This window comes from Glaciimonas sp. GNP009, from assembly GCF_054343755.1.
In genome coordinates this window covers 2,425,573-2,438,424 of the sequence record NZ_JBTGUV010000004.1, presented here as the reverse complement: position 1 = coordinate 2,438,424, position 12,852 = coordinate 2,425,573, and the positions used below count along the sequence as shown (strand labels likewise).

Genomic DNA, 12,852 nt, shown 5'->3' with positions numbered 1-12,852 from the left:
CGGCTTCATTCAGCTTATACGCCACGCCAGACTTACGAAATATTCTGCCAACAGATACGGGCTTTGCCCTTCGTAGCTGGTAACGAGGCGTGAAGGTTCTAGCCATGAGAAAAATAGAATGACGGTATTTATTGGCGGGAGTCGCACCTTGAGTTGCTCAAAAAATTTTTATGCTCTCTTTTACGTTAGTGCAGCTTTAAGCCGCAATAGGATAACCATATTGAAAATATTGTCGCTTCTCGTGCCGCTTGCTGCCTTGAGCTTATGCGGGTGCGGTGATACCAATACCAATACCAATACGAATACCAGCAAGATTTTGGTACGGGTAAATGAAGAGGAAATTACCACGCGCCAACTTGAGGACGAACTGGCACACGAAAATCCGGTAAATGACAGCAATGTGGCAGTTACACCAGCCCAGCGAAATCAAACATTGGAAGTGCTGATCGACCGGAAATTATTGTTGAAGGAAGCGCGGCGACAAAAATTGGACCGTGATCCAAAAGTGTTACAGATTATTGAGCGCTACAAAACACAGGCAATCGTGCAGGCGTATCTGGAAACACAAACAGGAAAAATCGACCAGCCGACCAAGAACAATGTGAATGAATTTTTTCGGAGTCATCCCGAATTGTTCACGCATCGAAAATTGCTTAATGTCGACCAATTAAGTATTGCCTCAGCGAATTTCACCAACCAGCTAAAAGGGGTAATGAACGCGGGAAAATCACTTGATCAGGTAGAGGCTTGGCTGACTGCGCACAAAATTGTGTATATAAGAACTGCCGTTTCCTATGATAGCGCTGAGTTGCCCGCTGATATCTATAACCAGCTTCATAGCCTTGCAAAAAATCGTCTATTTGTTTTAAAAGATGGCGACCGGAATTTACTTTCCGCAGTGACAAAATTGGTGGATAACCCAGTTCCGCCAGCGTTGGAAAAAATGCAGATTGAACGCTTCCTGATGGCAAAAAACATGCAGGAAATAGCGGCAAAAGAAATTGCCCGTTTACGCCCGTTCGCCAAACTTGAGTATGTCGATAAAAGCGATAGCAATCAGGAAAAAAGTCACACCCGGCAACGGCAGTAAACAAAAATGATGACTATTATCAGCATCGATATTGGTCGATTGGCAGCACCATCACGCTACCTGAAATAGAAAATGGCAACTGAACCCCTGATCAAATTTTCCGCAACGGTGAAACACCTCATGAAGATGCGCACAATGATAAAAAAAATTTACTTAGTCGTACTTGAACTGTTAGTGGTTCTAGCGGCGCTAGCAGCATTTAGCGCGCATGCGGCCGATATTCCGCTTGGCGCCGGTGATGTCGTAAAAATAACCGTATTTGGAAATCGTGATTTAAACCTGGAAACGAAAGTCAGTGAGACCGGAAGCATTACCTTTCCACTCATAGGTGAAGTCGGGGTGGCAGGATTATCGACATCGAACACGGAAAAAAAGATCGCGGGCTTATTAGTCAGCGGTGGCTTTTTGCGCACGGCACAAGTCAACATCATGGTCACGGAACTACAAAGTCAAAAGGTTTCGATGCTTGGACACGTTTTGCACCAGGGCATGTATCCCATTGATGGCCCACGCACTGTCACCGATATGCTTGCCCTAGCCGGCGGTGTTGGTCCTAATGGTGGCGATACCGCAACCATTATCTTTACGCGTAATGGCGTAGTTAACAAGCAGATTGTCGATCTTGTCGACATGGTTCACTCCGCTGACATGAGGCCGAATATGCCGCTGATCAGTGGTGACATGGTGTACGTCGAGCAGGCACCTAAATTTTATATCTACGGTGAAGTCCAACATCCCGGCGGGTATCGACTAGAGCGGCATATGAGCGTGATGCAAGCGTTGTCTGTTGGCGGCGGCCTTACACCGCGCGGCACGGAAAACGGCTTACGCGTCAAGCGTCAAAATACAGCAGGAAAAGTGCATACGTTTGGCGTAAAAAATGACGATGAATTGTTACCGGACGATGTCGTGTACGTCAAAGAAAGTCTGTTTTGATAACCGCCATAGCTTTCTATAAAAAGGCGCCTGGCAGGGCATCTACCAGTCAATGAATATGTGTGCGCGCCGGATTGCCGGCGCCATTAATTTTATTTTTTACTAGCTTTGTTTCAAAGGTGCAGTCATGAATTTTTATCAACTGTTAACCATACTTCGTACTCGTTACAAAATCGTGCTCACAACATGGTTTTTGGTGGTGATGGTGACTGCTGGTGTCAGTCTACTTTTACCAAAAATGTACAAAGCATCAAGCACGATACTGATTAACTATAAAGGTACCGATCCGGTGTCGGGAGAGATTTTGCCCGCACAGTTAGCTACCGGTTACATGGCGACTCAGATGGACATCATTACCAGCAAGACTGTGGCATTAAAAGTTGTTGCCAATCTAGGTCTGGCGAACGATCCACTTTTACGCCAGCGTTTGGACAAAATCGCAAGTAGCGACTCGATCAGCGACTTGCTAGCTGATATGTTGCTAAAAATGGTCGATGTGACGCCAGCGCGAGAAAGTAGCGTGGTCGAAATTAATGTCAGAGACAACGATCCAATATTCGCCGCAACTGTGGCAAATGGTTTCACCAAGGCATATCAACAGGTCAGTCTCGAAATCAAGGCAGCGCCGTTACGACAAGCCGCAATCTATTTTGCACAGAGGATCAAGACCTTGCGCGCGAACCTTGAAACGGCACAACATAACCTATCCGAATACCAGCAAGTGCACGGACTAATAAGTACCGATAAACGTCTGGACGTTGAAACCCTGCGTTTAAATGATCTTTCAAGTCAGTTGGTGATCGTTCAGGGACAGGCAATGGAAGCGTCGTCACGCAGTAAACAGGCAATGGGTAGTGGCGGTGTAGATTCGCCGGACGTCATTGCGAATTCGCTGGTTCAGACGCTGAAATCATCACTGGCGCTAGCTGAAGCAAAGTTTGCGCTGTTATCACAAAATCTGGCACCTAATCACCCTCAATATCAGGCTGCACAAGCGGAAGTAGACGGCCTGCGTGATGCGCTAAGCAGCAATATTAAAGCAACAAATAACGGCTCTTCGCATAACGGCCGCATATTACGTCAGCGTGAGGCCGAAGTGCGCGCCGCACTTGCGGCACAAAGAACCAGGATATTCGAACTCAACCGCTTCCGCGATGGGCTTGCAGTTCTGGTCGAAGATGTTGATAACGCACAGCACGCTTACGACGCCGTCCATTTACGCCTGACCCGCTCTAATCTCGAAGGCAATTCCAATCAATCCGATGTGTCTTTACTTAGTGTGGCAACGACACCAATGCATCCGTCGAGCCCCAATGTTCAATTTAACGTCGTTCTGTCGATTTTGATGGGATTGATGCTTGGAGTGGCACTCGCTGTATTAAAAGAATTGACGCATCGCGGGGTCGGCTCCGGCAGGGATACCCCAGTGCCAAATGTGCCCACGCTTGCCAGCATTAATAGGGCAATACCGAGCATGCCAAAGTGAAATCGGTCGATTGATTATTACGGACGAACTGAATCTGGGATAAAGGAATTGTTGGTATTGAGGACTTAGTCGAGGATTTCGAGCATCGGTGGCTCCCGTGATTAGCAATCGCACCGCCTTAGGGCCGATTTAATCGTTTTGCGTTATTAAAGGTCAATAAGCCATATGCATTATTTATCCGCCATCAGGAATTTTATTTTCCCTCGACAGCTCGATCTACAGATACCGGATAAAGGTCTGGTATTTTGGATTTTGATCGGCGCATTGGTGTATCAGACAGTCTTGTGTGCGATCCATACGAATATTCATCCCATTTCCATGGCTGGCGTGGAATTAACAGAAGCGTTCATCTATCTTGCCGCTCTCCTGGTATTGGTCCGACACATCAGACTTGAATTTCTGGCAGTTGCCGCGTTGGTCGGGACATACCTGTTTTTGATGGCGATTTTTCGTAACCAACTAGATCCAAAGGGTTTCCGGGACGTGATGATTCCACTCCTGTTTTACGCTCTTGGGCGTCATATTGGGGATAGCAATTATGCCGACCGTGTACTCAAAATGATGGTGCTCGTGGTGCTATTTTTTGGTTTTTTCGAATTATTTTTTCTGGATGCGTTTTCCCGTATTTTTAATATCTTTTCGTATTACGTCACTCAGGGCGGCCTGATAGCAGGTTCGAATTGGACTAAGGGCAGCGTCTTAGGACTGAACGGCATGCGGCCGGAGGGCATTGGGAGAACGATCTTGCCAGCCTTACTTGGCGGTCACCGAATATCGTCGATTTTTCTTGAGCCAGTATCGCTTGGTAATTTTGCGGTGATCATCGGAGCGTGGGGTTTATCTAAGCGAAGTAACGATCTCGTCAACATGCTTTTCTTTGTGTTTGCAGCCATGACGATGATTGCATTAAGTGACTCGCGCTACGGATTGATTACTTTAGCTTTTCTGGTGTTGATGCGCTGCATCCCTTTCAGTAAAAAAAATATCTGGATGATTGCTTTGCCATTACTTATCGTAGGAATGCTGTTGAGCATTGCCCTATTTTTTGACGGTCGGTATAGCGATAGCGTGATCGGGCGACTGTTCGTTAGTGGCAAGATGCTGCTGAGTCTGGACTTAGGAATGATATTTGGTGGAGTTGGATTTGACATCTATTTCGGCGATATGGGCTATCCGTCTCTGCTGACAAGGCTTGGTGTGGTGCTATGTCTCTTTTTATGGATCGCGTTCTGGTTGGTAAACATGGAGGACGAAAGAGGCGATCGTTTTCGGGCCTCTATCACCCTATACATGTCGCTGATCTTAAGTGTCAGCGGAACGTCGTTATTCGCTTTGAAGACCGCTGGCGTTCTCTGGTTCCTTGTCGGTTGCCTGGCAGCGCGTCAAAAAATGACATTACCAGCGACATCCGGATGCGCTGCAGCCTTCTCCCGAACATAAAGGACTTTCACTATGCCTATTAAAGCCGTGCTCATTGTGCGTCAACGTTCTCTTTCCTTCGGTGGCATGGAAGACGTGGTACAAAATATCGCCCGACAGCAGCGGGAACACCATGACCAACCTCTGAAGGTTATGACGCTTAACCGATTGTTTAGAAACTCTGCGGAATTCCTCGCACCTGACGCGGTGGTGAATGGTATCGGTGTTCTGAGACTTCCATTTCACGGCAATACCGGCTCCCCTTTGCCCTCAGGTATTACAGCATGTCGTCGACGCTGACGTGATCTGGCGAGATATCGCCAATAAATATGCAGATGTCTTTAAAAAATATGATGTCACGTTAAAACGCCTTATCTTTTTTTTAATCAAAAATAGTTTTGAATAACATTGAGTCTAATACAGCCATGACAAAAACGAAAATAAATGAAATTACCGGATTACGTGGAATAGCAGCGTTAATGGTGATGTATACGCATTTCGTAAGTTGGTTTTCGCTTCCTCTGAGAACAAATTTTTCCGGCGAAATCGGCGTAACGATTTTCTTTTCGCTCAGCGGTTTTTTGATGGCTTATCTTTACATAGAAAAAAATTTCTCGGCGTCAGATGTGATCGAGTATGCAATCTCCAGATTTTCAAGAATCGCGCCTGCTTATTTGTTTATTATTTTTATCGCTTACATCATCAGTACGAAACTTGATCCACATTTTATTTACGATATTACAAACAGAAATATTATTCGCCATATTCTTTTTTCCGGAAACATAGCTGTTTTCTGGAGCATTACGCCCGAAGTTGAATTCTATTTTCTCTTTATTTTTATCTGGGCTGCGGCCAGCCGTCTCGTGGTGCGATTCGATATTGTTGCCCTTCTGGCTTTGATTCTCGGCAGCATAGTCTTATTGTCATACCGGGATATTTTTCCTGGAACTTTTGTGGGCTCAAAGCTGCACTTTTTTTTGTTCGGCGTAATTGCTGGTGCAATGCGTTCAAAAATTAAGGAGGGACAAGGCAGAAAAGCAATGACGCTCTTACATTTGGCTCTAGTCTCGTTGGTAGTATTAATGGAGATGGGATTGATATCTTTACCATTCGCAGATAATAAAGAATTTTACAACAGCATATTGACGGCAATTTTTGGCGCTTTTCTTGTTTTCAGTTTTACGTTTCCGTCCGCCATTGGAAAATTATTTCTTGAAAACAGGTTAGTTATTTTTTGCGGTGAATGCAGCTTTTCAATTTATTTACTGCATATGCCTGTGCTGTATTTATACAAAAAAATTCTTCCAGGGCAGCCTGCTGATCTTGTTTCGATCGGGGCTAATATTATTTTCTTCACCTCACTTGTCATCATCGTCTTGCTGGTTTCCTGGCTTAACTTTCAGTATATCGAGAAGCCTGGAGCGCGCCTCATTAAATCTCTCGGAAATCGTTTAAAGAAGAGGGTCCTAGGGCTATTTCCAGTCGCGAAAAGTACACAACCGTTCTCCGTCAAGGGTGGTAACTGACCATGAAAAACTTCTGTAGCGACGTATTACAATCCTTTATAAATACCATAAGATTTGCGCACCGCCACACTTTGAGGAGTGGATTTTCGGTCAAAATGTTTCTCGCCGTCCTGGCGGGCTGTTTTGCAATAACACATGGCGCAGTTGCTAATTGCCTTGATAGCAAACGCCTGACCGGCGTCAATTTAAGCGGTGCGGAGTTTGCCGCAAATAAGTTACCGGGATTAGTTTTTCACGATTATATCTATCCCGATATCGCCGATATGCGCCATTTTCAATCACAAGGAATGAATACTTTTCGGCTGCCTTTTTTATGGGAGCGAATCCAACCAGCGCTATTCGGCGACCTTGACGCGCCGCAGCTCAAATTAATGATGGATACAGTCGCCGATGCACGTTTGCTGGATGTCTGCATCATTCTTGACGTGCACAATTACGGTGAATATCGCGGTCAGCCTATCGGCTCGGTTACCGTGCCACCAGCCGCTCTGGTCGATCTTTGGAAGCGGTTACTGCCGCACTTCACGGACCCAACTAACGTCGCGTTCGATTTGATGAACGAACCAAGTAAGTTGCCGATAGCGAAATGGGCTGCAACAGCGCAGGAAACAGTTGATGCTTTACGGAAAAATGGTGCCAAAAATCTGATTCTGGTTGCGGGCGGAAGCTGGAGTGGTGCACATGCGTGGTTTGCAGACGCTAGCGGAGTATCAAATGCGGATGCGTTTCGCACATTTCATGACGCAGCAAATAATTACCTGATCGAAACTCATCAGTATGCGGATGAAGATTTCTCGGGCACCCATAACACCTGTGTTGATCCCGCAATATTAACCACGGTCATGTCAAAGCTGACGAAATGGGCAATCTCGACGCAACACCGTTTATTTCTTGGGGAGGTAGGGGTCTATCCCACTTCACCATGTTTGGCAGCGTTAGCGGCCATTGTCAACAGTACAAAAAACGCTTCGGCGTGGCGCGGCTGGACCTATTGGTCGACTGGTCCATGGTTAGCAGAATATCCATACAACCTGCTGCCCGACGCAAACGGTGAGAAACCACAAATGGCGGTGTTAAAGCAAGCGATGTAACCCTCTTGAGTTGGCCTAAATGTCACTCTTGTTGTATCGCTTATTTAGCATTTACTTGGCACTTATGCGGCACTCATGTGGCAATTACGTGGCATGACATCAATGAGTATTCAGCCAATACGCATTGTTGACCACTTCAAAAATATAAACGAAAAACAGGAACACACATGATGGGGAAACCGAACATCAAATGGAACGAAGCGCCGCGATGAAGATTAATCAATCGGGCGGTGTTGCTTCAGGTTCGATCTGGTCGATCGTAGATAACCTTGCTCAGCAAGCCTTGTCTTTCATTATCTTTGCCGTTCTGGCGCGCTTTCTTGCGCCCGATGCTTTTGGCTTGCTGACGACCGCCCATCTTTTTATCCTCTTCACCCGACTTGTCGTATTCGATGCGATTGCTATGCCCATCGTGCGGACAAAAGATCCAACCGACCGCCTTTACTCTTGGGTATTCACCTGCTGCATGTTGGCAAGCCTGGTGCTCGCTGGCGCGATGTTTTTTTCGGCTGGATTGATTTCTGCACTATTTCGCGCACCCGACCTAAAAGTGGTGCTGCAAGGCATGAGTTTATCGATTGTGTTTTACGGTTTAGTGCGCGCCTATGAAGCCAGGTTAGTGCGCAACATGATGTTCCGACAACTCGCTGTGCGGTCCATTGTCTCCATAACCGTCGGTGGCCTGGTCGGCATCTATCTGGCCGCGCATGGATGGGGCGGCATGTCTCTGGTAGTACAGCAGGTAACGGCATCCGGTCTCGGCCTGCTGTTGGTTGTTGCCCAAAGTCGCTGGCTGCCACGGATGGTTTTCGACAGCGCCCTGATGCGCCGTTATCTGGCAGATATTCGCCAGGTCGGATTGTCCGGTTTGCTTGGTTTTGTCAATACCAACGGTGATGCATTACTAGTCAGTTTACTGCTTGGCCCATATGCTACCGGCGTCTATAACCTTGCCAAGCGCGTCACCTCGGCCGTGTATCTGGTCATCTCCAGCTCCATGCACAAAGTCGCACTACCCGTATTCTCGGATGCGGGTACCGATTTAGCAGCGCTGCGTAGAGGATATTTAAAAATACTCGGGATCACTATTTTCTGCGTTGCGCCATTGCTATGTTTTCAAGCGGTGCTGGCGAAGCCTTTGGTAGCGATAGTGTTCGGCACGAAGTGGTTGCCTGCCGCACCAACGATTGCTGCATTAGCAGTGTTGTATTTGCTGTCCTCGGTCACGCAGTTAAATGATTATCTGTTTTTTGCGATGGGTAAGAATCGTGTTCCAGTACTGCTGGGAATAATCCAATTACTACTGGCAGCAGGATTTTCTGCGATCTTTCAAAACTTCGGATTGATCGGAATGAGCCTCTCATTTTGTGGGGCCTTTTTGCTGGTGTATCCGATTTCGCAGGTATTTCTGAATCGAATACTTAATCTAAACCTTCGCATGATGTGGCACGCGCTGGCTCCGCCTCTAGTCGGCAGCGTGATGTTATTTGTAGGACTCAGCGTCTATTTACTGTGTATCCCGGATCATTTAACCGATGTGGCTTCTATTGGCGGTGGCGTACTTGTGTCTTGCCTCTTGTATCCATTCATCGTCGTTATTACCGGTTGGAAAATAAGAGCATTCAACAGTTCCTGGCACGAAATGCTGATGGCAGCACTGCGGGTTCGTCGATTCTTTACGCGATCATCAAGTGAAATACTTTGACCGGTGGCCCGTTGCACTGCTCTGCGGCCGCGTAGTAAGAAGTTTTTTTTAGGGAGTTATTGATGAATGAAGAAAAATGTATTGCTATCGCGGGTTATCCGGTCACTAGGACGACTTCACCAGTATTGGCCAGATACTTGCGTCAAACCGTAAAGAAAGAACGAAAGGTGTCACTATTTTTTGCCAACACGAATTTTATCGTTCAGTGCCGCTATCTCCTAGGGACAATGAAAAGTAATTCCACCACCATTGTTAATGATGGCATTGGCTTGGATATTGCCGCATTTTTGTTCCGTCGTGAAAAATTTACGGAAAATTTAAACGGAACGAATTTCATCCCCTATTTTTTTTCTGGGGTACAAAGACCACTGCGTGTATTTATGCTTGGGGCAAAGCCCGAAACTCTCGCCAAAGCAGTTGAACATGTTCAGATGGCGTTAGGCCAGACGGTCGTAGGCAAGTGCGACGGATATACCGGCCTTGAACATGATCACGCCGAATTAATTGAAGCAATCAACCTCTCTCATGCAGAAGTGGTGCTGGTCGCCCTCGGCAATCCGATTCAAGAGGAATGGATACTATTGAATCGCAGCAAGCTACATGCAAATGTCGTGATCGGCGTCGGGGCATTGTTCGAGTTTTGGAGTGGCGAAAAAACACGCGCCCCCATTTTTTTACAAAGCATCCGGCTCGAGTGGTTGTATCGATTATGGCTTGAACCCCGCCGCTTAATTCGACGCTACACCATCGACATTATCCAATTTTTGATTGCATGCCAGAAGCATCGTGGCGACCGTCCCAACAGATCAATTAGACACGCGACAAACCTTAAAGTCTGAAGTAACAACGCCGCACTTAGGGCATGACGGACAGGTGGAAATTTGAAAATATTAGCCGCAATTAAATATTAAATTTTCGAGGTATACAAAATGAAAGCAATGATATTGGCAGCTGGCAAGGGTACGCGGGTTCGTCCTTTGACCTATGATCTTCCGAAACCAATGATACCGATTATGGGAAAACCGGTAATGGCTTATCTGGTCGAATTTCTTGCCAGTTATGGCGTGCGAAATATTATGGTGAACGTGAGTTATTTGCACAAAAAAATTGAAGACTACTTCGGGGATGGAAGTCAGTTCGGCGTTCAGATCGGCTATTCCTTTGAAGGTTATGTCAACGAGCGCGGGGAACTGATTGCTGAACCTTTAGGTTCTGCTGGCGGCATCAAGAAAATTCAGGAGTTTGCGAACTTCTTCGACGATACGACTATTGTAATATGTGGCGATGCGCTCATTGATCTGGATTTGGCTTCCGCGCTGCTTGAACATAAGCAAAAAGGTGCAATGGTCAGTGTAATCACCAAAAAAGTACCGTGGGATAAAGTCGATAACTATGGCGTGGTGGTGACCGACTCCGATGGACGGATCAAATCGTTTCAGGAAAAGCCGAAACAAGAAGAAGCACTCTCCAATTTTGCGAGCACTGGAATCTATATCTTTGAGCCCGAGGCCATTGATCTGATTCCTTCTGGCACGATCTTCGACATCGGCTCTGATCTGTTTCCGTTGATGGCTGAAAAGGGTCTAACGTTTTACGCCCAACAACGGTTCTTTAACTGGATTGACATTGGCACCGTCACCGATTATCTGAGCGTGATGCAACGCGTTCTTTTAGGCCAGGTGGCGCAACTTCAAGTCCCGGGAACACCTATTGCCGATGGTGTATGGGTGGGTCTCAATACCCAGATTAACTGGCAAGACACGATCATTCAGGGGCCAGTTTATATTGGTGCCGGTTGCCAGATTGAGGCTGGCTCTACCATCATCGGGCCGACCTGGATCGGACATGGCAGTCACATTTGTTCCGGTTCGAAGGTGGTGCGTAGCGCCTTATTTGAATACACGCGAATTTTCCCTGGCGCTTATCTCGAAGAAATGGTTATAGTCAAAGACTATAGCGTGAACCGTGCCGGTGAAATGGTGCACTTACCAGAAGCCGGTCATCACGCGTGGGGCGATGCCCGCGATAAGCGATCGGTAGCGCTGCCGGTGTTGACGCCGGTATTATCAATAGAATCGCCAACTTTAGTGAAGCCAGAGTCACAATATAATCTGCAAGAGCCCAGATGGGACCTCAACGCAGGCCTGCCGGTAGGTGCCGCATGAGAATCTATCCGGTTATTCTCGCTGGCGGTGCCGGCACACGCTTATGGCCATTATCGCGTGAGGCGCTGCCCAAGCAACTATTGCCCTTATGCTCTAATTATTCGATGTTGCAGGAAACGCTGTTGCGGTTATTGGATTGGACTGAATTGATGCCGCCGCTCATCACCTGCGGTAACGAACATCGATTTCTTGTGGCAGAGCAATTGCGCGCCATCGGTGTGGCACCCACGGGCATCTTACTGGAGCCATGCGGAAAAAATACTGCTCCTTCGGTGGCCGCTGCCGCACATTTTTTATTAAAAGAGGATAAAGAGGCACTCATGCTAGTGCTTCCTGCCGACCATATGATTGCGGATGTTAAGGCTTTTCATGTGGCGGTGCAGCGTGCGGCACAAGCTGCATGCAACGGTGCTCTGGCAACCTTCGGTATAGTGCCGTCCGGGCCGGAGACTGGCTACGGCTATATTCGCCGTGGCAAGTTGGCAGACGGAACTGAAGGTTGTTACGCCGTTGAAAGATTTGTAGAGAAGCCAGATAGTTCGACCGCGGAAATGCTCATTGCAGACCCTGCTTATAGCTGGAACAGTGGGATGTTTTTGTTTCTGGCGTCGCGCTACCTAGAAGAACTCACCGCCTTTCGTCCAGCAATCGCCGTCAGTTGTCAGAAAGCGTTCAAGGACGCCTACAGCGATCTGGACTTCTGTCGTCTCGATGAGGTTCTCTTTGCGGAATGTCCATCCGAGTCGATCGACTATGCAGTAATGGAACACACTGCCCATGCAGTCGTGGTCCCAGCAGAGATAGGCTGGAACGATGTCGGATCGTGGTCTGCGTTGTCGCAAATACTGGATGCCGATATCGAAGGCAATGTACTCCGTGGCGACGTGTATACCGACCATGTTAAAAATTCAATGATTCGTGCAGAAAGTCGCTTGGTGGCAGTGGTCGGCGTTGAGAATCTGATAGTTATCGAAACCAAGGATGCGGTATTGGTAGTTCATAAAGATCAGGTTCAAAGAGTAAAAAAGATCGTCGAAGAATTGCAAAAAAATAATCGTACCGAACATTTGAATCACACAACCGTCTATCGGCCTTGGGGAAGTTATGAGGGAATCGACCTTGGCAATCGTTTCCAGGTGAAGCGCATCACAGTTAATCCTGGTGGAAAGCTATCGCTGCAAATGCACCATCATCGCGCCGAACACTGGGTCGTGGTAAGCGGAACAGCGCGCATTACCTGCGGAGACGAGGAGAAATTTCTTACTGAAAACGAATCAACGTATATACCTATCGGCGAAAAACACCGACTGGAAAACCCCGGGAAAATGCCATTGCATCTCATAGAAATTCAATCCGGCGGCTATCTCGGAGAAGACGATATCGTGCGATTCGAGGACATATACAAGCGAAATTAGAGAGACTTTTTGGCGTTGT

At 47.2% G+C, this 12,852-nt stretch carries 11 protein-coding genes; all 11 read left to right on the top strand.

The genetic code is table 11. The annotated features are described in order from the left end of the window. Positions 1-220 precede the first annotated feature (220 nt). Positions 221-1,090 carry an EpsD family peptidyl-prolyl cis-trans isomerase gene (locus tag ACXX82_RS11615; RefSeq protein WP_458562959.1) on the top strand — a complete coding sequence of 290 codons (870 nt, stop codon included), beginning with the start codon at positions 221-223 and terminating at the stop codon, positions 1,088-1,090. 135 nt (positions 1,091-1,225) lie between these two features. Beyond that, positions 1,226-2,026, top strand: a complete 801-nt coding sequence (epsE, locus tag ACXX82_RS11610; protein ID WP_322234822.1) for a polysaccharide export protein EpsE — start codon at positions 1,226-1,228, stop codon at positions 2,024-2,026. 127 nt (positions 2,027-2,153) lie between these two features. Continuing rightward, entirely contained in the window at positions 2,154-3,512 is a 1,359-nt protein-coding gene (gene epsF, locus ACXX82_RS11605; RefSeq protein ID WP_458562958.1) for a chain length determinant protein EpsF, read from the top strand. A 165-nt stretch (positions 3,513-3,677) separates the two neighbouring features. Further along, on the top strand, positions 3,678-4,952 hold the full coding sequence (locus ACXX82_RS11600; protein ID WP_322234818.1) for a polysaccharide polymerase: 1,275 nt from the start codon (positions 3,678-3,680) through the stop codon (positions 4,950-4,952). Between the two features lie 12 nt (positions 4,953-4,964). Beyond that, the gene (locus ACXX82_RS11595; RefSeq protein WP_458562957.1) at positions 4,965-5,231 is read left to right on the top strand and encodes a hypothetical protein; all 267 of its coding nucleotides are present in this window, start codon (positions 4,965-4,967) and stop codon (positions 5,229-5,231) included. A 125-nt stretch (positions 5,232-5,356) separates the two neighbouring features. After that, positions 5,357-6,457 carry an acyltransferase family protein gene (locus ACXX82_RS11590; protein WP_322234815.1) on the top strand — a complete coding sequence of 367 codons (1,101 nt, stop codon included), beginning with the start codon at positions 5,357-5,359 and terminating at the stop codon, positions 6,455-6,457. Positions 6,458-6,552: 95 nt separating this feature from the next. After that, the gene (locus tag ACXX82_RS11585) at positions 6,553-7,548 is read left to right on the top strand and encodes a glycoside hydrolase family 5 protein (protein ID WP_458562956.1); all 996 of its coding nucleotides are present in this window, start codon (positions 6,553-6,555) and stop codon (positions 7,546-7,548) included. Positions 7,549-7,738: 190 nt separating this feature from the next. Continuing rightward, a complete protein-coding gene (locus ACXX82_RS11580; protein ID WP_322234811.1) occupies positions 7,739-9,253 on the top strand; it encodes a lipopolysaccharide biosynthesis protein in 1,515 nt (504 codons plus the stop codon). A 62-nt stretch (positions 9,254-9,315) separates the two neighbouring features. Next, positions 9,316-10,092 carry a WecB/TagA/CpsF family glycosyltransferase gene (locus ACXX82_RS11575; protein ID WP_458562955.1) on the top strand — a complete coding sequence of 259 codons (777 nt, stop codon included), beginning with the start codon at positions 9,316-9,318 and terminating at the stop codon, positions 10,090-10,092. A 90-nt stretch (positions 10,093-10,182) separates the two neighbouring features. Then, a complete protein-coding gene (locus ACXX82_RS11570) occupies positions 10,183-11,418 on the top strand; it encodes a nucleotidyltransferase family protein (protein ID WP_458562954.1) in 1,236 nt (411 codons plus the stop codon). After that, positions 11,415-12,833, top strand: coding sequence for a mannose-1-phosphate guanylyltransferase/mannose-6-phosphate isomerase (locus ACXX82_RS11565; protein ID WP_458562953.1), 1,419 nt, complete (start codon positions 11,415-11,417; stop codon positions 12,831-12,833). The genes ACXX82_RS11570 and ACXX82_RS11565 overlap by 4 nt, the downstream gene beginning before the upstream one ends. The last annotated feature ends 19 nt before the right edge of the window (positions 12,834-12,852 follow it).